This is a genomic window from Rubripirellula reticaptiva (assembly GCF_007860175.1).
GTDB classification, from domain to species: domain Bacteria; phylum Planctomycetota; class Planctomycetia; order Pirellulales; family Pirellulaceae; genus Rubripirellula; species Rubripirellula reticaptiva.
Genome location: NZ_SJPX01000005.1, coordinates 681,837 through 705,006, shown reverse-complemented (window position 1 = coordinate 705,006; position 23,170 = coordinate 681,837). Strand labels below are relative to the sequence as shown.

16 protein-coding genes are annotated in these 23,170 nt (G+C 55.3%); 11 read left to right on the top strand and 5 right to left on the bottom strand.

Annotated features, from left to right (window positions below):
* The first annotated feature begins 70 nt into the window (after positions 1–70).
* The gene (locus Poly59_RS23730) at positions 71–3,733 is read left to right on the top strand and encodes a translocation/assembly module TamB domain-containing protein (RefSeq protein WP_146536572.1); all 3,663 of its coding nucleotides are present in this window, start codon (positions 71–73) and stop codon (positions 3,731–3,733) included.
* Between the two features lie 7 nt (positions 3,734–3,740).
* Here Poly59_RS23730 and Poly59_RS23725 read toward each other — a convergent pair whose 3' ends face one another.
* On the bottom strand, positions 3,741–4,862 hold the full coding sequence (locus Poly59_RS23725; protein WP_146536571.1) for a GTP-binding protein: 1,122 nt from the start codon (positions 4,860–4,862) through the stop codon (positions 3,741–3,743).
* 161 nt (positions 4,863–5,023) lie between these two features.
* On the opposite strand from Poly59_RS23725, the gene Poly59_RS23720 reads away from it, so the two are divergent.
* The 3 genes from Poly59_RS23720 (at position 5,024) to rdgB (ending at position 8,294) form a co-directional block, all read left to right on the top strand.
* Entirely contained in the window at positions 5,024–6,430 is a 1,407-nt protein-coding gene (locus Poly59_RS23720; RefSeq protein WP_146536570.1) for a phytoene desaturase family protein, read from the top strand.
* Positions 6,431–6,567: 137 nt separating this feature from the next.
* A complete protein-coding gene (locus Poly59_RS23715) occupies positions 6,568–7,683 on the top strand; it encodes a hypothetical protein (RefSeq protein ID WP_146536569.1) in 1,116 nt (371 codons plus the stop codon).
* A gap of 2 nt (positions 7,684–7,685) precedes the next feature.
* Positions 7,686–8,294 carry an RdgB/HAM1 family non-canonical purine NTP pyrophosphatase gene (gene rdgB / locus Poly59_RS23710; protein ID WP_146536568.1) on the top strand — a complete coding sequence of 203 codons (609 nt, stop codon included), beginning with the start codon at positions 7,686–7,688 and terminating at the stop codon, positions 8,292–8,294.
* A gap of 49 nt (positions 8,295–8,343) precedes the next feature.
* On the opposite strand, the gene Poly59_RS23705 is transcribed toward rdgB, so the two are convergent.
* Positions 8,344–9,765 (bottom strand): arylsulfatase, encoded by a 1,422-nt coding sequence (locus tag Poly59_RS23705; RefSeq protein WP_186776476.1) that lies wholly within the window; start codon positions 9,763–9,765, stop codon positions 8,344–8,346.
* Between the two features lie 30 nt (positions 9,766–9,795).
* On the bottom strand, positions 9,796–10,710 hold the full coding sequence (locus tag Poly59_RS23700; RefSeq protein WP_146536566.1) for a glycerophosphodiester phosphodiesterase family protein: 915 nt from the start codon (positions 10,708–10,710) through the stop codon (positions 9,796–9,798).
* A gap of 333 nt (positions 10,711–11,043) precedes the next feature.
* Between Poly59_RS23700 and Poly59_RS23695 the strand changes: the two genes are divergently transcribed.
* The 6 genes from Poly59_RS23695 (at position 11,044) to Poly59_RS23670 (ending at position 19,852) form a co-directional block, all read left to right on the top strand.
* Positions 11,044–14,811, top strand: a complete 3,768-nt coding sequence (locus Poly59_RS23695; RefSeq protein WP_146536565.1) for a DUF1553 domain-containing protein — start codon at positions 11,044–11,046, stop codon at positions 14,809–14,811.
* Positions 14,808–16,097 (top strand): DUF1501 domain-containing protein, encoded by a 1,290-nt coding sequence (locus Poly59_RS23690; protein ID WP_146536564.1) that lies wholly within the window; start codon positions 14,808–14,810, stop codon positions 16,095–16,097. Before Poly59_RS23695 ends, Poly59_RS23690 begins: the two co-directional genes overlap by 4 nt.
* Positions 16,098–16,117: 20 nt before the next feature.
* On the top strand, positions 16,118–16,702 hold the full coding sequence (locus Poly59_RS23685; RefSeq protein ID WP_222436159.1) for a PEP-CTERM sorting domain-containing protein: 585 nt from the start codon (positions 16,118–16,120) through the stop codon (positions 16,700–16,702).
* A 156-nt stretch (positions 16,703–16,858) separates the two neighbouring features.
* A complete protein-coding gene (fae, locus tag Poly59_RS23680) occupies positions 16,859–17,407 on the top strand; it encodes a formaldehyde-activating enzyme (protein WP_146536562.1) in 549 nt (182 codons plus the stop codon).
* A gap of 233 nt (positions 17,408–17,640) precedes the next feature.
* Complete coding sequence (locus Poly59_RS23675; protein WP_146536561.1) at positions 17,641–19,323, top strand: glycoside hydrolase family 43 protein; 1,683 nt, start codon at positions 17,641–17,643, stop codon at positions 19,321–19,323.
* Positions 19,324–19,408: 85 nt separating this feature from the next.
* Positions 19,409–19,852, top strand: a complete 444-nt coding sequence (locus Poly59_RS23670; RefSeq protein ID WP_146536560.1) for a hypothetical protein — start codon at positions 19,409–19,411, stop codon at positions 19,850–19,852.
* Between the two features lie 172 nt (positions 19,853–20,024).
* Here Poly59_RS23670 and Poly59_RS29740 read toward each other — a convergent pair whose 3' ends face one another.
* Positions 20,025–20,429 carry a hypothetical protein gene (locus tag Poly59_RS29740; protein ID WP_186776475.1) on the bottom strand — a complete coding sequence of 135 codons (405 nt, stop codon included), beginning with the start codon at positions 20,427–20,429 and terminating at the stop codon, positions 20,025–20,027.
* A 328-nt stretch (positions 20,430–20,757) separates the two neighbouring features.
* Between Poly59_RS29740 and Poly59_RS23660 the strand changes: the two genes are divergently transcribed.
* Positions 20,758–21,765, top strand: a complete 1,008-nt coding sequence (locus Poly59_RS23660) for an alpha/beta hydrolase (RefSeq protein WP_146536558.1) — start codon at positions 20,758–20,760, stop codon at positions 21,763–21,765.
* Positions 21,766–21,770: 5 nt separating this feature from the next.
* Here the strand turns inward: Poly59_RS23660 and Poly59_RS23655 are convergent, their stop codons facing one another.
* Positions 21,771–23,168, bottom strand: coding sequence for a type III PLP-dependent enzyme domain-containing protein (locus tag Poly59_RS23655; RefSeq protein ID WP_146536557.1), 1,398 nt, complete (start codon positions 23,166–23,168; stop codon positions 21,771–21,773).
* Positions 23,169–23,170: the final 2 nt, after the last annotated feature.

Here is a 23,170-nt window from a genome sequence, read left to right as displayed (position 1 = left end):
GAGCCTTCCGCCACAGTCGCAAAAACTCGTCTTGGGTCAAGGTCGACTTTCCCGCTAGACTCCGCAGACGATGCATAAACACTACGGCGGCAAGGACGAAACCGTGACAACCGATGACTTCCTGCTTGACCAGGCCGACCGAACTCTTCGAGATCAAACTCGCCGCCGCCGAGATGGGCGATCGCGGCGACGCCAATTCTATTTTGTCGGTGGATTGGGACTGATCGTCCTTTTGATCTTGGGTGCACCCTCGTTCATTAGCCACTCGTCGATCGGCCGATCGATGATGACCAATGCGCTGGCAGAATATGGATTGGAAGCTCAGTCTGATTCGATGCGAATTGGCTGGGTGACACCTCTGCAAATCACGGGCCTAAAAATTCACGGGACGAAGGCAGGCACCGACATTTCGGTTAGCCAGTTGGACATGGACCTAACGGTCATGCAGTTGATTGCAGACTCATCCATGTCCAATCTCGGCCAGATCACTCTGCAAGGCATTCAAGTCGCATGCAGCGTGGACGAAGGAACCTCTAGCGTCGAAGCCGACCTGCAGCAATTGTTGGAAACGCCTAGCGACAGCACCAGCGGTGCGACGACGGGCACGATCAAGCTGCAGGACGTCACCGTTGCAGTCACCGATAAAGTCACTGGCCGATCGTGGCAACTCGCCAATTGCAATGCCAACGTTGAACTGGGGGCGACCAGTGTGGTGTCAAAGTTCGAAGGCGTTTTGACCGAACCCGGCGGGGCGGGCGGATCGATGGGCGGATCCATTGATTTGGCCATGGACGCCAAGCCTGACGAATCGCTGGCGTGGAAGATGAACATTCAAACCGAGTCGTTGCCGCTTTCGATCGTTGAACTGGTGCGGCGCCGAATGCCAGAACTGGCAACGTCGATTCCTCGTCGGGTCAGCGGTGATGCCACGGGGGCGGTATCGGTTTCCAGCAACGCCGACGGTGTCATCGAGGCAGCGATCAACCAATTGAAGATCCGCAGTCTGACCGCCGAAGACGACGATATGCTGGGCACCGCCGCTGCAAGAATGTGGAAGAACGACCTGGCCACCTTCGACGGCGAATTGACGATGACCGGGACACGTCTGTACGGTCGCCGCCTCGTCGCAACGACAGACTTTGCCCGCGCCACCATGGACGGCGTGGTTTCCACGACGTTCTCGTTGGTTGGAACGGACGACAATCCGCTTCGCTGGCTCGATGCGATCGACGGCACCGCCGGAGTCGATGTTGATCTTGCCAAACTTGACCAGGCGCTGCCCGGTATGATGCCGCTACGGGACGGGGCCGAACTGTTGTCTGGTCGCGCGATCGCGCGAATCGAATCTAACCCTGGGCCTCCTGTTGCCCGTGATGCCGACGCTGGTGCATCGGTTCGTCGCAGCAAACTATCGATCAACAGTGATGCCCTTCGTGCCCGGTCGGGCGGGCGCAACGTTGTCATTGACCCGATCGAACTGTCGGCGACGGTGGCGACTCAGCGCGGGCAAATTCGTGCCGAACAATTCAATTGGAAGAGCACGTTTGGATCGGCCGTTGGGCAAGGCGATTTGCAGAGCGGAAGTGCAGACGTCGAAATCGATTTTGGACGGCTGACTGCGATGCTGCGTCCGATCATCGAAATCTCGGACGCCACCATGGCCGGAACCGCGAGCGGAAAAATCCGCTGGAACGCGTCAGCCGACAATGTCTGGAAACTGCAGGGCGGCGGCGAGGCGAACAGCTTGCTGGTCACCTTGCCGGGCGGCCAAGTGCTGCGCCGACAAGCGATGAAAGGCAATGTGGAAGCCGTCGGACGATGGGCCGGTGATTCGCTGGAAGAACTCACTAGCGCGGGCATCAACGTCACCACTAATGGACTGGCCATCAGCGCGGATTTGTTGGCTCCGGTCGCGCGTCCCGACGGAGTCGTACCGATGCCGATCGCGATTCGAGGCAACGGTCGATTGGAAACATTGTCGGAACTCGCCGCGCCGTGGATGCCTGCGGACTTGGTGGATTCCACCGGCGATTTTCAATTGACGGCCACCGGACAAGCGTCAACTTCAATCTCGACCTTGACGGATGCGAAGCTGACTCTGACGCAGCCGCGCGTCACGTATGGCACTCAGTATTTTAGCCAGCCGAAAATGGAACTGGGTTTCGCTGGCGAATTGCTGCTGCCGGAGGGCCGACTGCGCGCCGATACGTTGACGCTAGTTGGCGACGCGGTCAGTGCAGCCGCGCAAGGAACTGCCGTGGCAGACAATATCGACATGACGATCAAGTGGCGTGCAAAACTGGATCGGCTGCAGGGGAGTGTGCAAACGCGAGCCGCCGCAACATCCGATTCCTATATCTTCAAAGGTGACTGCGACGGCGAGTTTGACATCCGCACCAGTGACGGATGGATCAATGTGGCTGCGTCGATGAAGGGGCAAGACGTCGCCGTGCTGCAGTCTGCCAGCACCGCGGGGGCTGTCGGACCGATGCCAGCGTCGGCGGACCAATTTGGTCGCGCATCGGCTAAGCAAGAGCTCGTTTGGGAAGAACCTAATTTGCAATTCAAAGGCAACGTGCGGTACCAAACCGAATCCGGCAACATCGAAGCCCAGGAACTGTTGATCGCAGGCGACTGGTTCGCCACGACACTGACGGGCTCGGTCGCATGGAACGAACAAGTCGGCCAAGTTCGACTGGCTGGCCCAGCCCGTTTGAAAATGGACAAAGTCGCTGAATTGGTTTCGCCCATGGCTGGCATTCCGATCGCAGTCACCGGAATTCACGAGACGCCGCTGGACATTCAAGCGACCCGCAGACCCGACGGCACGGTGGCTATGAACGTGACCGCAAATCTTGGCTGGGAATCGGGCGGCGTGGCCGGCGTTTCGTTTGGATCAGCCAACATTCCGATTCAAATGACCGAAACGACCGTGATCGTTTCGCCGTCTCAAGTTGCTGTCGGCAGCGGCCCTGGATCGATGAACGGCAAAGTCAACTTGGCAGGTTCGGTGCACTACTCGCCCGGGCCGATGTGGATGCAATTGGAACGTGGGGTGATCGCCGAGTCGATTGAACTGACTCCCGAAATGACGGATCGATGGTTGAAGTACTTGGCACCGTTGGCGGCGAACACGGCTCGTATCCAAGGCACCGTTGGTGCGGAAGTCGACGAGGCACTGATCGTCTTTGATGATCCGAACCAAACACGAATCGTTGGCCGTCTGAACTTGGGAAGCGTCGAAATGAACGCGGGGCCGCTCGCGAACCAATTGATCGGCGGCGTCGACCAATTAAAGGCCCTTGCTGGGTCGGTGACTGGTCAAACCGTAGCCGCGTCTACCAATCGAACCCTGATCACGATGCCACCACAAAAGGTTGACTTCGCCGTTGACCGCGGGACCGCTGTTCACGAACGGATGTACTTTGCGATCGATCGCGCCCAGGTCATCACCAGTGGCCGAGTGGCGTTCGATGGCCGCATGAGCATGACGGCTCAGATTCCGCTGGATTCGCGTTGGCTCGGACGTGATTTGCAAGGCTTGACCGGACAATCCGTGACGTTGCCGATCGAAGGCACGATCTCGCAGCCGCGGCTCGATTCGGCCGGCATCCGCCAAGTTGTTGCCCAGTTGGGCACTAAAGCAATCCAAGAGAACGCCGAGAACTACCTGCAAAAACAACTTGGCAAGCAGATGGAAAAAATCGGCCTCGAGAAACTCTTCGGCCGATAGGAATTCGTTACGTGCCGACTCGGTGAGTTGGGGTCGGGCGGCCGGGACGCAGCGACCGAGCGCTGATGCTGGTCACGGTGATGCCGTGATGCTGTGATGACGCAGCAACCTGTTCGCGGCACACGTCTTCTAACAGCCCAGGGTCCATCGCGACCCGCGCGTTGACGATCACTTGAATCGATCCGGCGACGCTGCGCGAAGCCAACAGTCCCACGTCCACGGGCGCGTCATTGGCGACGACGTTGGCAACGGCTTGAGTGTCACCGGCCAGAACGGATGTCTTCAGGTGGGCGATGTGACCGTCGTGCTGGCCAACGACAACGTCTCGAATTCGCGTCACCACGTCGCTGGCGATTTTATCGAGGTCGACCGTTACGTCGGTATCTAATTGTGCCGTCAAGTTCACCCAGCCCAACTCGGCTTCGCCATCGGCGTAGGTGTCGTAGTCGATATCCAACAACCGGCGACCGGCCTCCATCGGCGACTCGATGTATCCCAACACTTCATCGACACCTTCACCCGTCGCCGGACTGACCGCAACCACGGGGATTCCTGGCGCGACGATGGCCAGACGAGACTTCAGCGCTGCGACTTCGTCGTCACTCAACTGGTCTCGCCGACCGATCATGATGTAATCGGCTTCTTCGAGTTGCTTCAGAAAGATGTACTCGGCTTGCGGCGAAAAACCACTGCGTTCGTCGGCTGACGGTTCCGCCAAAATGCGTTTCCCGTGCGACGGTTTCAGCAGCACGCCGAACGGAGCAAGCTCGAACCGATCGCCTAACAGTTGTTGCAGCGGCCGTACCACGGTCGCGACCAAGTCGGTGCAACTGCCCACCGGTTCGGCCAACAGGATGTCCGGAGCCCCCTCGCTTGAAAGTCGATCGGCTGTTGCGACTAAGTCATCGAAACTGCAGCAGAAACAGGCGCCGGCCACTTCGCCGACGTCGAATCCTTGCGAGCGGAGATTTTGTGTGTCCACCAAATTTTCGGCCTGATCGTTCGTGATGATGCCGACTCGTTTTCCGGCCGCCGCGTAGGCTCGCGCCAGTTGGCCGACTAGCGTCGTCTTCCCAGCACCCAAAAAGCCGCCAATCAACACGAAACGAATCTTGGGTTCATCAGTCATCGAATACCGCTTTTTGCGTAAGAACGTGGGAGGGGGGGAGTCGTCTGCGAATAGATTTCGGCTTGGCGTCCATCGATTCGTCGTTGTCCATCATTAAAGTGTCACGTATTCTGACACGTTCCGAGGCCCCCTTCACCATCCCCCAATCGATTTTTCACCTCATGACGGCTCAGTACGACACGATCATCATCGGCGCCGGCATGAGCGGTCTAGCGGCCGGCATCCGTTTGGCACACTTTGATCAGCGCGTCTGCATTCTCGAAAAACACTATACCATCGGCGGTTTGAACTCCTTTTACCGGATGGGCGGACGTGACTACGACGTCGGCCTGCACGCGATGACGAATTTTGCTCGCAAGGGTTCGGACAAGCGAGGCCCGTTGGCAAAACTAATTCGGCAACTCCGTTTTCGCTGGGAAGACTTCAAGCTGGCTGAACAGATCGGTTCTTCTATTCGATTTCCCGAGGTCTCGCTTGACTTCACCAATGACATCGGATTGCTGGAATCCGAAATCGCCAAACAGTTTCCGGGGCAAGTCGACGGTTTCCGGTCGCTATGCGGTTCGTTGTTGGACTACAGCGACATGGACGGCGACGCGCCAAACTTCATGCGATCGGCCCGCGAAGTGATGGCCGAACACATCTCCGATCCGCTGTTGATCGAGATGTTGATTTGTCCGTTGATGTGGTACGGCAATGCTCGTGAAAACGACATGGACTTTGGCCAGTTCTGCATCATGTTTCGCGCTTGTTACTTGGAGGGGTTCGGCCGGCCTTTCAAAGGCGTTCGCGTGATCCTGAAGAACCTGGTGAAGAAGTTTCGCGGTCTAGGCGGCGAACTGAAACTGCGCAGCGGCGTGGCGAAAATCCATGTCGAAAACGGGCAAGCCTGCGGCGTGGTGTTGGACGACGGCACCGAATTGCAAGCGAAACGAATTTTGTCTTCGGCGGGTAACATCGAAACGTTGCGGATGTGCGACGACATCACTGAAGTTGACGTTGCAAAAGCGGGCTCGTTGTCGTTCATCGAATCCATTTCGATTTTGGATCGAAAGCCGGTTGATTTCGGTTTCGATCGCACGATCGTGTTTTATAACGACAGCAAGTCCTTTCACTGGCAAAAACCAAACGACGCGCTTTGTGATTCGCGAACGGGCGTGATCTGTTCGCCCAACAATTACATCTACGATGCCGACGAAGGCGAGCTGCCGGACGGAGTGATCCGGATCACGACGCTGGCCGACCATGATCGTTGGTGCGCCTTGTCGGACGAAAAGTACCGCAGCGAGAAAGTGATCCAGTACGACGACGCGATCGCATCGGCAGTCCGCTTCATGCCCGACTTCCGCGGCTATGTCGTCGATACCGACGTGTTCACTCCCAAGACCATTCGCCGGTTCACGTTCCATGACAACGGCGCGGTCTACGGTGCCCCCGACAAACAGCTCGATGGGACGACCCATTTGTCGAACGTTTTCTTGTGCGGTACTGACCAAGGGTTCGTAGGTATCGTCGGCGCGATCGTTAGCGGCATCAGCATGGCAAATCGCCACTGCCTGCAGGTCTAGACAACCTCTCCCACCTCCCACCTCAAAACCGCCCGCAATCTCTCTTTCCACGAATCAGCAATTTTTGTTAAAGCCGGTGTGTATCCCAAAGTTTGGGCCACGAATCCCGAGTCTGTCGCACGCGGAAATTGTCTGTCATGTACCAACGATCACTGCTTTCGTTCTTGTTCGTCCTGTCCATTGCTGGTCCGGTCGCTGCCGATCCCCCCAGTTTTCTAAAGATGTTCGGCCGAGCGCCGTCCGTCGAGGCTGACGAATCGAAGAGCTATGAACTGACGGTCGAAGACGGCCCCTGGCTGATTTTGGCGTCGACGCTGGTGGGCGAAGGATCCCAGGAACGTGCTCGTAAGCTGGCCCTGGAAATTCGCACCACCATGGGGCTGCCCGCATTTATCTATCACGAAAAGTTTGACTTCACCGGCACCGTCGGCTTTGACCAACGAACCGCCAAACCGGTTCGATACGCCAACAGTTACAAGTACCAAGCGTACGCTGTCTTGGTTGGGGAATACGACAGTGTCGAAAATCGAAACATCGAAGGCGACTTGGCTCGCATCAAAGCGGCAACGCCGAAAGTATTGCAAGACCCCAACGAAATCGCTGCGGAAACGTCCGGCAATAATCCCGTCACTGCGGTAAAAGCGTTGGCGGACCGCTGGAAGAATGCTCGCAAGGACAATCCCAAAGGCCCACTCGCGAGCGCCTTTGTGACTCGCAATCCCATGTTACCCGAAGGATATTTCCAAGCACCGCCGGTCGATTCCTTCGTCAGCCAACTAAACGAAAATCTGGACCATTCGCTGCTGAAATGTGATGGAAAGTTCACTGTCGTTGTGAAGACGTTCACCGGCTATGCAACGATTGAAAACAGCAAAAACAAAAAGAACTTCACACCTGACGAAAATCGCATGGACCAATTGGCCAGCGATGCTGCCAAGATGACGGCTGAACTTCGCCGCCAAGGTGTCGAGGCCTATCAGTTCCATGATCGTGACCAATCCCTGGTAACCGTCGGCAGCTTTGATACGCTAGGTCGTCAATTGCCCAACGGTAAGTTCGAGTACGACCCGCAGATCCAAGCCTTGATCAAGAAGTACAGTGCCTTCAACGTGCGGCCTGAACTGGCTCGCCAGATCCCGCAGGGTTCAAACGGGTTCGCCAGCAACAACGTTGGGATGGTTCCGTTCGATGTCCAACCGACCGCGATCGCGATCCCGAAACAGTCCAAGCGAAGTCTCTACGGAATGCGGTAACCATGTTTGATTTGGTCCTAGGCACAAACAACGCTAAGAAACTAATCGAACTGCGTTTGTTGCTGCCCGACGATCAGATCCAACTGACATCGCTGGCCCAGATCGATGGATCCATCGACGTAGAAGAAACCGGGTTAACGTTTGCGGAAAACGCAGCGTTGAAAGCGACTGAGCAAGCCGTTCATTTGAACCGATGGGTCTTGGCCGAAGACAGTGGTTTGACCGTCGACGCACTGGCGGGCGAACCGGGCGTCTACTCCGCTCGTTATGCCGGCCAGCACGGTGACGATGAAGCCAACAACGACAAACTACTGAGTGAATTAAAAGGCGTTCCGGACGAAAAACGGAGTGCCAAGTACAATTGCTATCTGTGTCTGTCAGATCCCCAAGGCAGTGTCCGCTTAGAAGCCAACGGCACCTGCGGCGGCCGAATTGGCCACGCACGAAGTGGTGACGCCGGGTTCGGGTACGATCCTCTATTCATCATCCCGGAATATCACCGCACCTTCGGTGAGTTGGACCTAACGGTAAAACGAGCGCTGAGCCATCGGTCCCGAGCGCTGCGAGAATTCATCCCCAAGCTGATGCGACTGATCTCCAGCCTGGACTAAGTGAGACGGTGTAACGCCGCTGGCGCACATACCGCGACAGAGGACTATTCTACTTCTGCGGAATTGACGGGGCGGAGTCCCGCCTTGTGCGAGTCGCTTCCCACGCGGCCTTGGAAACTCTGTTTCGCTCGTCGGTGTTGCCCGTCAATGGCCACCGTGCGCTCGGTGTATGTGCTTCATCCATCAACGTCTGGGCCCGTGCCACAATATCGGCGTGAGTGTCGGCAACGTTTTTCTGCTCGCCACGGTCACTCGCTAAATCGTACAGTTCGATCGATTGGTTGAACGGCTTGACCGCTTTCCAGTCGCCGAAACGGATCGCGCGAACTGGCTTTCCTTCGTGCAGTTCCCAGTAGAAGTAATCTCGCTTAGGAGCCTCGCCACCTTTAAGGAAACTGACAAGCGACAAGCCATCAACTGGCTGGTCGCTTGGTACCTCGGTGCCAGCAAGTTCGGCACAGGTCGGCAGAAAATCCCAAAATGCCCACGGCTCATCGCTGACCCGACCTGCTGGTACTGTTCCCGGCCACCAAGCGAATGCGGCCTGACGCAAGGCACCTTCGTAAAGATTTCGTTTATAGCCGCGCAGCCCATTCGAATCTTGCTCAAACAGTGTGCCTATTTCCGAATTGATCGAGAAGGATGAACCGTTGTCGCCACTGAAAACAATCAACGTGTTTCCAGCAATTTTCAATTCTCGCAGCAAATCGGCGATCGCTCCGACGTCACTATCCAGGCGAGAAATTTGGGCCGCGTATGATTTTTGAGTGTCCGACCAATTCTTGTCTGCGTACTGTCCTAGTTTGTCAATTTCATGTCGGCCGTGAGGCAGCGTGACGGCATAGAAAAGAAAGAACGGCTGCTCGCGATGTGATTCAATCCATCGCAGCGCATCCGACTGGATCAAATCTTGAGCGTAGGTTTGCCCGATTGTCTTGCCATCATTGCCATCCAGGAAGATCTTCTGATCGTCGTTGTAAAGGTACTTTGGGAAGTACGAATGAGCTTCGCGTTGGCAGTTGTATCCAAAGAAATGATCAAAGCCCTGCTTCATGGGTGAGCCAGTTGTGTCGAAGAAACCCATTCCCCACTTTCCAACACAGGCCGTTGCATAGCCGGCGGGCTTGAGCACTTCTGCGACCGTTTCGGTCTCGGCTGGAAGCGGCAACTGACCTTCCGGCGGGACCTCATAATTGCCACGAATCGGACAGTGACCGCAGTGCTGACCCGTAATCAACGACGCTCGACTCGGGGCACAGACTGTGGTGCCGCAATAAGCTTGCAGATACCGAGTTCCCTCGGCTGCCATCCGATCAAGATTGGGAGTCTGAATCAGCGATTGTCCATAGCAACCAAGATCACCTTGAGCGACATCATCGCTAAGTATGAAGATAATGTTTGGCGGTTTGGCTTGGATGTTTACAGCCGTCAAGCATAGAAGCAATGCGATCAGCGCGGATGGTTTGAACATAAGATGTCTTTTCATTGAAGGTGAACTGGCTTACTTCTGAATGATTTGCATGACGGCAATCGGCAGGTCGGTCTCGATAATGTCGACCCCAATTTTCAACAGGTCTCGATACTGTTGTTCGATTTGTGCACGGTTTTGATCGGTGGCGTGCAGCAACTCTCGATCGAGGTTGCGGGAAGTTCCGGCCATGCAGCACGCCCCCTTGTCGTGAATTGCAGCGATCAATTGTGTGTCGACTGGCGAGTCATGCCCTACGAACGCGACCACGTTGGACCAAGGTATGCCGGACGCATCAAGTTCGTCAAACTTTTTCTTTGATGTCACGCCAATCTCCATCATCACATCTGGGTTTGCCGCGTAGCATTCTTTCGCACTTGCAATCGTGTAGGCAATGATCATCACCCAACCTTCTGCATTTTGCTTTTCAATGGCAGAGAGCCGCTCGGCGATCGACACATCTTTTGTATCAAGGACTAAGACACATTTTCCTTTCGCCCAAGCAATCGCTTCGTCGAGCGTTGGAATGGTGTGCTGCGTCAAATTTCCGCGATCGTCCTTCAGCTTGACGCTCTGTAACGCTTCGAGAGTAACTTGGTTGAGATTCCCGGTCGCGTTTGAAGTTCGTGGCAACGCGGAGTCGTGAAACAGCACGAAGTTGTCGTCAACCGTTCGACGCGGATCGACTTCGAGCATGGAAAATCCCGCGGCAATCGTATGTTCAAACGTCGCGATGCAGTTTTCCGGAAAACCGATGTTGGGTCCGCCACGATGCGCACTGACCAGCGGAAGCGACGACGCGCCCACGTGAAGAAGCGACTTGAGTTCCGTCTCGGTTTGCGGAGCAACAATTCGCTGTTTCGTTGCTTGGGGCGTAGGCGATTGCTCTTGGGCTTGGAGTGTTGCCACTGAAAGAAGCAATAGCAGAAGCGTGCTCAAGTAGAACATGATTGTGTCTTGGATTGAGAGAAAGTTCTTGAGGGAAGTGAAGGAAGAGGCTGAAACTGAAAGAGAGTTTGGCAGACGAATTGCCGGGGACGACTGCGTTTGCGTGGACGCGATCCTCGATTGTACGCGCTAGCGGTTGACTCGACCGGTTTCTTCGCAATCGTCCAACGGATAGCTGCCAGCAAAGGCATTGCGTTTGAACGATCAGCACACGGCAAAAGAAAGAACGTTTGTCACTCGTAAGTACATCAAAGGATTCGCATCTGCGGTTGTATTTGGTTTAAACTGATCATCCCTCCGTACTTCCCGCCTCAAGCTAACGTGTGCTCGCCCATGAGTTCTAACACCATCAAGCGATTGATTGTTGCCGCCTCGCTAGCGTTCGGGTTGGCCTTTGCTTCCGTCGATCACTTGCGTGCCGACGAATCAGGTGCAGATATTTCCCAACCGGACGTTTCTCATCCGAACCTAGTCGCGGATTGGGATTTCGAAGCGAAGCCGGACGTGGGTGTCATCGTGGGCAAGGTGCAACGGGACCGTATCGGACCCCGTCCACCGCGATATCCTGACACGGCCGCTGATAATCTCGCTTTTGAATTTGGTGGCCAGGGAGCACGCATCGTTGTCCCGGATTTGGGGGAATCGAGTCGGTGGGATTTTGCCAATGGCGACGTGATCTCGATTGAAGCGATTTTGAAAGTCGATGACATCGCGGAAGGTGAAAACAGTTACATCGTTGGCAAAGGACGCACCTTCGACAAAGGGTTCGAACGAGACAACCAGAACTGGGCCTTGCGGATATGCAAGAGGAATGGCCAAGTTCGAGTCGGCTTTCTGTTTGCGACACCGAAGGACGGTTCAAATTCAGTTTGGCATCGGTGGATTAGCCACGATGGTTGGCAGTCGTCGTCATCGGCTTGGCATCACATTGCAGTTTCGTACCGTTTCGGAAAACCGGACAGCATGCGTGCGTGGATCGATGGTAGATCGACTGATGGCCAATGGGACATGGGCGGTCCCACACAAACGGCACCCGTTGTCGATGACGCAGCCGTTTGGATCGGATCGTCGATGGCGGGGCAGAACTCATCCAGCCTGCGTGGCCAGCTCGATCGATTGATCATTTATCGCCGTGCGTTGACGGATTCCGAAATGGCTTTGCGTTGGAACCCATTGCCGCCGCCTCCACCGTCACCCCCGACGATGACGATTCCCGCCGGCCAGGTGACGTGGTGGTTCGACGATCAAGTTCCGTCGCATACCGCTTGGCAGGACGCTGATTGGCAAGCTAAGCGAATCGATCGCGGGACATGGCTGAATATTGACGCGCCGATGTTATTAAATCGATTGCCGCACGCTTACGACGATCACGGAGTACGCGATGCCTATCGTGATGCCGTTTGGTTGCGGCTTGGTGCCGATGTGGATTTGCCCGCGGGCACGCATCGTTTCGTCGTGCGGTCACGTGGTTTGTCGCGTCTGTGGATCGATGATCAACGCTTCGACACGACAGGGCCGCTGTCGTCAAGGACCGATGGGCACAACCCAGTCGAACCGCTACCCGAACGACCGGCCGCGAAAATGCGGCGGGTGGCTTACGGCGTGGAAGAGAAGATCGTCGAACACACGATCAAGACCGACGGCATTCAACGCGTGATTTTGGAAACGCTTATCGGCGGCAAATCGCTGCGTGCCGAACCTGGCGAAACGGTCGTTGCCGTTCAATTGAATTCAACCGGCCCGTTTCTGTTGCTCCGGCCAGCACCCGCATCGTTAGTCGAAATGCCGATGACGGACGGCAACGTCACCAAACAATTGAAATACGTCGAGAAATACGTCGCTGATTTCGAAACGGATTCGCGACATCAACTTGCTGCGTCACAGAACGCCTATTGGGATCAGCGACATTTCCTCGCTCGCGAACACTTGCAAACGCTCGATCCTATCGATATTCCATCTTCCGATGCTTCCTCGTCCGTCGTCGATAAGTTCATTTTGGCGAAAATCGAAAAACATCGATCCACTGCAACCAGCAACAATTCAATTGGTGAACCGGATTATTCCGCAGCCGATCATTTCACGACGAACGTATTGCCGATCTTGAAACAAAATTGCTTTCGTTGCCATGACGAAGACGACGAGGGGGGGCTGCGTTTGAGTTCCGCAGCGGATGTTGCAGCCGGCGGCGATTCAGGTGAATTGATCGTGCGTGCCGGCGACCCGCACGGCAGTGAACTGATGCGTCGAATCCGATCGCCGGACGAGTCCGAACGGATGCCGCCGTCGGAACCGATGTCGTCCGAAAATATCGAAACGTTGGATGAGTGGATCGCATCGGGAGCAACCTGGGGGCGATCGAAATCGGCTGATGAAATCGTGATTGCGGATCTGGTCGACGATGAAACTTTTTTGCGACGAGCTTATTTGGACACGGTTGGTTTGCCGCCCACGCGAGATGAGTACTTTGCTTTTATGAGCAGCGGATCCGTGTCCAAGCGAGCGGATTTGATCGACCAATTACTAACGCGAACAGAAGTTGCCGATCATTGGGTCAGCTTTTGGCAAGACATTTTGGCCGAAAACCCGAACCTGTTGAAACCGTCGCTAAATAATACCGGACCGTTTCGTTACTTTTTGTATGAAGCCTTGATCGACAACCAACCGGTCGACCGAATGGTGACCGAGTTGTTGATGCTGCGCGGTAGTTTGTATCAGGGCGGCAGCGCCGGTTTTGGTATGGCTGCCGACAACGATGCGCCTGAAGCAACCCGCAGCATCGTTGCCGCATCGGCGTTCCTGGGAATCAACTTACAATGTGCCCGATGCCACGATTCGCCTTATCACGAAACAACGCAGCACGACCTTTTTTCTTTGGCCGCGATGCTGGCACGCAAAGACGTCAAAGTGCCCGCCAGCAGCACTGTTCCGGCAGCGTTCTTTGAAGACCACGGCGGTCGTGATTCGTTGATCGAGGTCACTTTGCAACCGGGCGTCCCTGTCCAACCTGAATGGCCGTTTGCTGAACTTGTTTCACCAAAGGAAATCGACCGATGGTCATCAAAATCAGCGGATTCACGCGAACGTTTCGCAGCCGCGATCACTTCGCCCGCGAACTCTCGCTTTGCCGCCGTGATCGTCAATCGGGTTTGGAAACGTCTTATCGGAACCGGCTTTGTCGAACCGGTTGGCGATTGGGAATCGGCCAAGCCTAGCCATCCTGAATTGTTACGGTGGTTGTCGCATGACTTCATCCGTCACGGATATGACTTGCGTCTTTTAGCGGCGACGATCATGAAGTCCGACGTGTACCAACGGCAGGCTGGAGGTTCAAATTTGGATGCCCGTGCCGACGAACGTTGGTTTGCCGCACCCGATCGTCGGCGGTTATCCGCCGAACAGTTGGTCGATTCGATGGTGGCTGCATCGGGCCGCCCCTTGGATGTCGAAGAGTTGTCGTTCGATCCCGAAGCACGCCGTCCAGCCAAAACGATGTTGCAGTTCGGCAGTCCATCCCGGGCGTGGCAATTTACGACGCTGTCCAATGAACGCGACCGACCAAGTTTGGCACTGCCACGAGCGTCGGCGGTGGTGGATGTGATGAAAGCGTTTGGATGGACTGGCAACCGGCAATCCGCCATTGATTCTCGCGACAATTCGACCAACGTATTGCAACCCGGCGCGATTGGAAACAGCGTGTTCGCTTCTTGGACGGTTGCGGCGTCGATGAACAGTGATTTGGCGAACTTGGCCATCAATGCGGATTCATCGCGGGCTTTGGTCGAATCGTTGTACATTCGGTTTTTGTCACGACGACCAACAGACAATGAATTGCATATTATGGTTGAAGTTCTGCAAGATGGCTTTGATGACCGATTGGTGCCTGGTGATCAAGTGGTTGCACCGGAGCGTCTGCCAGGGTTGGAACACGTTTCTTGGTCGAATCATTTGGCGGGCCCCGCTAACACGATCAAAATCGAAATGGAACGACGAGCGATCGTCGGCGATGCCCCCGATCCACGTTTGCGAACGTCTTGGCGAACTGTTTACGAAGACGTCGTTTGGTCGATATTGAACTCTCCTGAATTTGTGTGGCTACCATGAACGAATTGAATCGTCGACATTGGATGGGTGCCGCCGCGGCAGCCGCAACAAGCTTGTCATTGACGCGAACGACCGATGCGTCCGGACCGGTAATGCCACGAGGCAAAGCCAAGCATGTCATTTCCATTTGGCTCGGTGGCGGCATGGGCCAGATCGATACGTTTGACCCGAAACGCGTCGGTGACCCAAAGGCGAAGAAGCCCGGTTCGCTCTATAAGTCGATTGACACTGCGGTTGCTGGCGTCTCGGTTTGCGAACATCTGTCGCAATTGGCACCTCGAATGGACCGCGTCACGGCCGTGCGCACCGTGCATCATGACGTCATCGACGAACACGCCGCGGCGACTAACCGGATGCACACCGGTCGCATTGTGACCGGTACGGTGACATACCCGTCGCTGGGCAGTGTCATTGCCAACCAGTTGGACGCGGCGGCCGAGGGCGTTCCGCCGTATGTTCTGATCGGTTATCCCAACGTCACACGCGGACCCGGTTTCTTGGGTGCACAGTCTGGCTATTTGTATTTGACCGACACTCGGCGTGGCCCCGCGGGACTGTCATTGCCCCACGGCGTCGACGCTGATCGCCAATCGACGCGTGAAAAGTTGCTTGCACAGACGCGTTTGTCCGCCAGCAAACGTTTTGCCGGCGACGAAAAGATGGCCGATTACGATTCCGCCTTGGAACAATCTCTGCGGCTTTCTGGTCCTGAATTCAACCGTGTCTTCCAGCTCGATCGCGAACCAGATGACCTGCGGAATCAATTCGGTGGCGAATTTGGGCAACGCTGTTTGCTGGCCCGGCGGCTGATCCAGCGAGGCGTCCGATTTGTCGAAGTTTCGCACAATCTAAATTTCCTCAACGGAACCGGATGGGATGTCCATAACGACGGCATTCAAAAACAGCACCAACTGATATCAGAGCTGGACATCGCGATGGCTACGTTGATTGATGACTTGCAATCCAAGTCGATGTTGGATGACACGTTGATTGTGGTCACGACGGAATTTGGTCGTCCTGCTGGTTTTGATTCCGGTGGCGGGCGCGGACACCAAGGCAAAACATTCACTTGTGTTTTGGCTGGTGGCGGATTGAATCACGTCGGCGCGTACGGCGTCACGGACGAGTTATCGCAATCCATCGTCGAATCACCCGTTTCCGTGCCAGACTTCTTTGCGACCATACACGCAGCCCTTGGCATCGATCCTGGCAAATCGTTGTACGACGGTGATCGTCCGGTCCCAATCACCGACCGAGGCGCCCCGATCGCATCGCTGTTCACCTGAGACTTTAGCGAGTGAATCAAATGTTGCTAACGGGGAATGACGAAGGAAAGACCTTCATCTATCCAGCGCTGCAACTCGGCCACAACGATCCAATGGACAACAATTTGATCAGCATCGCTGGTGGTCCGGTCATCAATGGCGAGTATTTTTACGGTAATTTTGCCGGCAATTCGGTGGCACCGGGCGGCCAACTGTACAGTGTCTCGCTGGAAAACTTGCTGACGCAAAAAACTTCACTCGAAGCGGGCGAGGCCGTCGATCAACTCACCTGGCTCGACGATCACAATCAGTTCATGTTGGCTTTTGACCATGATGATGATGAAAGCACCGCAACGGTAAATTTCAATACGTTTGCTGAACTGTTTGGTGACCCAAGTTACCTGGGATGCACGCCCTCGAACCCGGTAACACGAAGCGACTTTCGATTCGGGGTTTCGCCCCTAAGAGAGCTCTTGGTTAGTAGCAAGTTGAACGGGGCTGTTTTTGTGGTTTCCAACACCGTGGCAGTTCCTGAAGCGTCGTCGATGGCATTGCTGTTGGTCGCCACGGTTGGCTTCGCCGTTCGCAGATGCCGATTTCAACGACTGCCCAAGATGATGCTGTAGTTCGCAGAAAGGAGGCTGTGGTCCCGCGTAGAGAACGAATTTTTGGACAGACGAGATTCATCTGCCAAATCAAGTGAGTTGGTTGTATGATTCTCGGCGCGGCGTGGATTCGCCGCACGACAGGCCCCTGTTTTCTCTCCCGCGGCATGCCCAAATATGAACCAACGAATCGTGATGCGAACCGGTGAAGCCCTCGTCGAAGGCGATGCCGAATACTTATGTGCCGAACCCGAAATCGTGATCGGCGAACTCGACGGCCCCGTTGGTCAGGCACTTGCGACGTTGGTCGGTGATCAGGTCAAAGGACATACCCGTGTGTTCGCAATTTTGAACAGCGACGTGCAAGTCCGTCCGGTCACCTTGATGGTCAGCAAAGTGACCGTCAAAAATTCCCGTTACACCAACATCCTGATGGGCAGCGTCCAGGCTGGCATCGCCAACGGCGTTTTGGACGCTGTCCGCGCCGGGCACATTCCCAAAGAAAAAGCCAACGATCTAGGCATCATCTATTCGGTTTGGTTGGACCCCGGTGTCTTGAAGGTCGAAAAAGTCGACCATCAAGAGTTGTTTCGCATTCACCGCGAAGCGACTGTCAAAGCGATCGCCAAGGCCATCGCGTGTGAACCGTCGATCGATTGGCTACTGGAAAACCAAGACAAGGTTTCGCACTTCTTCCACGACCTGGGTGTGGAAGGCAAGCTCTAGGGCATGCCGGCCGAGCGGTAGATTTGCGTGAACACGGTGCCAGCAAGTCTCGCATTTGTTCACATGGAAAATTGCAGAGGTTTTCCTTGTCGTCTTCGTTGGCTCGCGAAGCTCTCTGAGAATTTTGCGACGAATGTTGTAGTAATCTAGACGATCGATGGTGCGATCAACCGCCCCACTTTGCTTGCTGCTTACGTTTGTCGCGCCGGGCTGAGACGACTTGAAGACCAAAAATGAACCAGAAGGCGAAACTGATGATTGTTGATCGGAACCTTGGAACTGCGTTTTCACTGATGCGTTGGTGGCGCGACACTGTTGCGATGGTTCTGGTTTTAGGCATCAGTTTTGTTGCGGGTGTTGGCGTAGCGACTGCTCAGGAAGCGAGTATTGCCGGCGCTTTGTCGTCGAATCTGTTTGTTAATCCGATTGGTGAGGGGGCTGATCCTTGGGTGACTCGCGACCCTTTGTCAGGTGGCTATTTGTGGTGCTTTTCGGAAGGGAACCGAGAACTAGCGATTCACAAGAGCCCGTCGCTAACTTCGCTGGGCGAGAAGCACATCGTCTGGACAGCTCCGCCGTTCGGCCCCTTCTCGAAAGAACTGTGGGCCCCCGAACTGCATTTCCTTGACGAACACTGGCACATTTACTTTGCGGCTTCGGATGGCAACAACGAAAATCACAAGACTTATGTCTTGCGGTCAGCGACTGCTGACGTGCTGAGTGAATACGAATTGATTGGGCCGTTGAAGACCGGTGCAGGTAGCGATCGTGACTCGCCGAATCTTTGGTCCATCGACATGACCGTGCTGGAATATGACCAGCGCCGCTATGCAATCTGGTCGGGGTGGGATGCACCAAAGACTGACCAGCAATATCTGTACATTGCCGAAATGAAGTCGCCGACCGAATTGGTTGGGCCGAGAGTCCGTATTTGCAACCACGATGATTTTCAGTGGGAACGTATCGAATCGAACGCAACGGCCAAAGGACTCAACGAAGGCCCGCAAGTTTTCCAGTCCGGCGATGCTACCGCGATTGTGTATTCGTGTGGAGCGTCGTGGATGCCGAACTACAAACTGGGGATGCTGGAACTGCGGGGCGACGATCCACTGAACTCTGAATCGTGGAAGAAGCGTCCTGATCCGGTGTTCGAGAGCAGTGAGTCGACGTACGGCGTTGGGCATTCCTGTTTCGTCCGCTCGCTTGACGATAAACAGTGGTGGCATGTGTTCCATGCCAAGCGAGATCGCGAACCGGGTTGGCGTCGAGCGATTTTTGTGCAGCCAATGAACGTGGACGAGCAAGGCTTTCCTGTTTTTGGAAAACCTGTCGCTACCGGATCGATTCTGCATCGCCCATCGGGCGAATCGTCAAGCGAAAAGTCGCCCAAGACGGACGGTTTCAGCTATTACGGCCACCACCAATTCTATGCGGCTACGAAGGATGAGATTCAATTGGGTGCCCGACCTGGGGTCCCGATCAACGAATATCGCAGCGGCGAAAAGGTCGTGTTCAATCGAGCGGTTGCGGACGATGCTGAGATTTCGGTGGTCATCGATTTTCAAGGTCAAACCCAGTCACGTGACGCGGGCATCTTGTTTCGATGCTCCGCGGTTTCAATCGGCTACGACGCCCAGCGAGGTTACTTTGCCGGACTGGTTCCGAAAACGAGTTTGCTGGTCGTCGGCAAGATGGACGGGAAAAAGTGGACCGAGCTAGCGCGAGTCGATTGCACGTTCGATCCATCGATACCGCAGCGGCTTGCCGTCCGGATTGTTGGTGATGAGATTGCGGTCGTTCACAACGACACCGTTAAGTTGAAAGTGCAAGACGATCAATACAGATCAGGCAAAGCTGGGCTGCGCGTTGTCGACACGGACGCCACGTTTCGAGAGTGGTCTTTCAAGTCGCTTTGAGACCGTGCGAGAGACTCAAATGCCCGTCGGCATTGATGAACTTGGCCGCATTGGCAAGTTTGCGAAGCAGTGAAATGGACTCGAGATGGTTGCAAATCCCTATGTCCCGCCCAGCCCGATCGACGAAGATTCGACGTTACTGCGTGACGTGCTTCGAAAGACTGAGACTGATGATCCACGCCGGCGCTGGGTGTTGCTGTTGCTGACGACTGTGGCGGCGATCGGTTTTGTCACGTTTACGGTCGTGTTGCTGCGTGCCGGTAATGTGGACCGGCAAGGCGGCATGTGCTTCCTGTTGAACGTTCCCGGCGTTTGGATGGCACCCGTCATGATCGCACTGCGCCGCCAAAAAACGTTTCGGTGGTCGTTATTGGCGATGTTCGGTCAGGGGGCGGTGACAGGTTTGATGCTGATTTTGGGGATTGGCGAGCCAGCCATTGTGATTGCGATCAACGGCGGAATCATGTTGGTTTTTGGCGGACTGGCGGTCGCTGATGGTATGACCACTCGAAAAAGCGGAAAAAACTAGATCTGGAGGCTGTTTGGGCGAATAGTCAAGAGAAATGCTTTCAATTTAGTGTGCAAAATATCACCAGAACGGTCGAAAACGGGTTTTTTTCTCCGCGAAGTGGCTAGGTTCCTAGGTTGCCTAGTTGCTGCATTCTGTTTGATCCCTAGAATCCGCACTTCACAACCCTTTTTCAGCCCCTAGGAGGCAGAAATGAAGTCGATTGTTTTGTTTGCGATGTTCGCTTTGGTCGGTACCATCGTGGCTCCCAACTCGGACGCCGGTTGCTTCGGCAAGTTGTTCGGTCGTTGCAAGGCTGATGCTTGTGCACCAGCATGTGCTCCAACCTGTGCTCCAGAACCAGTTTGCTGCGAAGCTCCTGCACCTGTTTGCGCTCCAGAACCAGTTTGCTGTGCACCTGCACCAGCTCCTGTTTGCGCTCCAGAACCAGTTTGCTGTGCACCAGAACCTGTTTGTGCACCAGCACCAGTTTGCTGCCCAGAACCAGCACCAACTTGCTGCGAAGCTCCTCGCAAAGGCTGCAAGTTGATCCAAAAGCTTCGCGATCGTCGCGCTGCTCGTCAAAGCTGCTGTGCACCAGTCGCCGCTCCTTGCGGTTGCTAATAACGGTTCAGGACCCAGATCCTCTTCGGAGGATGACCTGTTCCTCGCACGGATCAAAACAAGAGATGGCTCGCATTGAAATGCAGGCTGTCTCTTTTTTTTTGTACCCATCTAACTCTGTTTGCCGCTTGGCAATTGCAGTCTTGTTGCGGTGCGATGACGCTTCGGTACTAAGACGCTCAGAGCGAACCGGTTTGCTTTCCATCGAATGAGTTGTGTCGGCGCCAAGTTTAAAGATCTAATGGGACAGTGAAACGCGTTGCCTCAGGAAACTTCTCCTTCCTTTCTTTGATCGAAACCAAATGACAATCCGATTTGCGTTGGTGGCTTGGGTTCTTTGTTCATCCGTTTGTTTGGCTCAAGACATTGGGGCGAGTCGCGTGCGGACCGCGGCCGATGGGCCATTTGTTCCTGAGGCTGCGTTACCGGGCGGAATCGTGTTGTCGTTGTATCCGGGCGATTCGTCTGCGTTGAATGCAGATCGTGTTCATGAAGCCGAGAAGTACAACACGACGGGTAACTACGATCGATTGCTCAATACGCTCAATGTCCACAATCCAACGATTGAAGTGCATCTAGCCGAAGATCGCCAACGCAACGGCGCCGCGGTGATCGTTGCACCAGGTGGTGGGCACAAAATCCTTTGGTTGGGGCCCGAGGGGTTGGATCTGGTGCCGTTCTTTGCGACGCAAGGTGTGTCAACCATCGTGCTGCGCAATCGACTTCGGGTCGACGGATATGAACCAACCACCGACGCCGTCCGCGACGCATTCCAAGCGATACGCATCGTTCGCGATCACGCCGCCGAGTGGAAGTTGGACCCCGACAAAATTGGCTTCGTTGGTTTTTCAGCCGGCGCCGAATTGGCCGCGCCGGCCGCGTTGTTCTTTGATGACTTTCAAAGCAAACACAGCGAACCTTCCGATCCACTGGCTCGTGTTTCGCCACGTCCTGACTTTGTCGGTTTGGTTTACCCGGGCCCCACGCCGTTCACTCGCGAGCCGGAAACTGCAATCCCTGCGAACGCGCCGCCTAGCTTCATTGTTTGCGCGGGAGTCGATGATAGGGTCCACGCGATTTGGGCCGACGAGTATTTCTCGCCGATGCTCCGAGCAGGGATTCCGAATCTCGAAATGCACATCTACGCGCGGGGCGGGCACGGCGGTTCCATTGGCGATCGAGGCGGTATTCCGTTTGGTACTTGGCCACAGCGGATGAATGAGTGGCTTGATGATCTTGGATTCCTCGCTGCGCCAGGCGAGAAAACGAAGGCGGCCAAAGACGTCGAAAAACGCGCCGCAGCCAAATAGCATCTTTATCCCAGTTCGTCCGATGTCGGGCGGATGGCGATGTTTTCTGGCAAGTCGAACTGATGGCCACGGCTTTCCATAAAGTGCATTTGATAGCCGGCGGTGTTCGGAAAGGCCAAGATGTCGCCCGCTTGCACACCTCTGTCGAAACGCATCCGGCGAGGCGTGATCAGGTCGTCTTCGGCACAGTAGTTCCCGGCCAGGTATCCCGTCGTCGCCGGCGGGCGATTGTTCTTGTCGTGCGGAACCAGAATGGGATCTACCGCAAAGTCAACGGACGTGGTTTTGCAGTTGGTTTGATTCATCTCGAGCGTCACAAAGGTGTCGCCCGCTTTGTCGGGGCTGCACGAGATGACTCGAGCGACTGTGATGCCGCACATCTCAAGCAGGGATCGGCCGGGCTGCATCCGTAGTCGCAATCCGTTCGAACGAAAGGAATCGGCAATTCCACCAGAGTCAAATATCTTTGCTAACCAGACTGATGAGCTGTCGGCTTGCCAGGTCGGGTAGTTGCGATCGGTTTGCACGAAATTGCGGCCCATCTTTGTACGTCCGTACGTACGGTTTGGGAAAATAATCGGCTTGATCTCGTCGTCACACCATTGCCGGTCGAGTTGAATGTCGAGTTTATGGTGGAACGCAATCCAGTCCGACTCAGATTCAAGGTATTGCACCGGAGCTCCGCCGCCTATATCGATATACGCAATCGGGTGACCCGCTTGGCGAAGTGATTTGGCAAGCAGGATTGTCTGATGAATCGCGGCAACGCGATCTTCGATGGAGGTTCCGTCGAGATGAAAGTGCAAACCGGAGACACGTACGGTTTTCGCTGCGAACATGACTTGTGAGATATCGATGCCGAAACGCGAGTCGTGCCGTTGATTGGAGAATGCGAAGCCACTGATTCGAATCGTGATGTTCAGCGATTCAGCGCTCGCTCTCGAAGCGAAGTCCGCCACACGCCTGAGTTCTTCGGGGCTTCCTGCAATAATCGTCGCGCCCACCTCTGCTGCACGGCGAAGCATCATCTCAGGCTTTGACGTCGCGGTGATGGCGATGCGTGATCCCGAGAAACCGGCTTCGATTGCGGCGTTTAGCTCGTTGCTGCTTGCGACATCGACACCGATCCCGGCCGCAATGGCTTCATCGAGATACATCCGGCATTTGTTCGCCTTGCAGGCATAGAACATGTCCATCGCGATGTTTCGAGTTTTCGCGACATCCGTGAATGCCGCGATGTTGCGACGCATCTGCGCCGGTGCGTGCAGGTGCAAGGGCGATCCGTGGACGTCCAGTCGTTTGCCAAGCGATTCCGCGTCCGATAACTCGCGGATCATCCATCGCGCGAGTCGGGGAGTCAGCGGCGCGACACCACGACAGAAATCAAACAGATCGTGCTGCACGA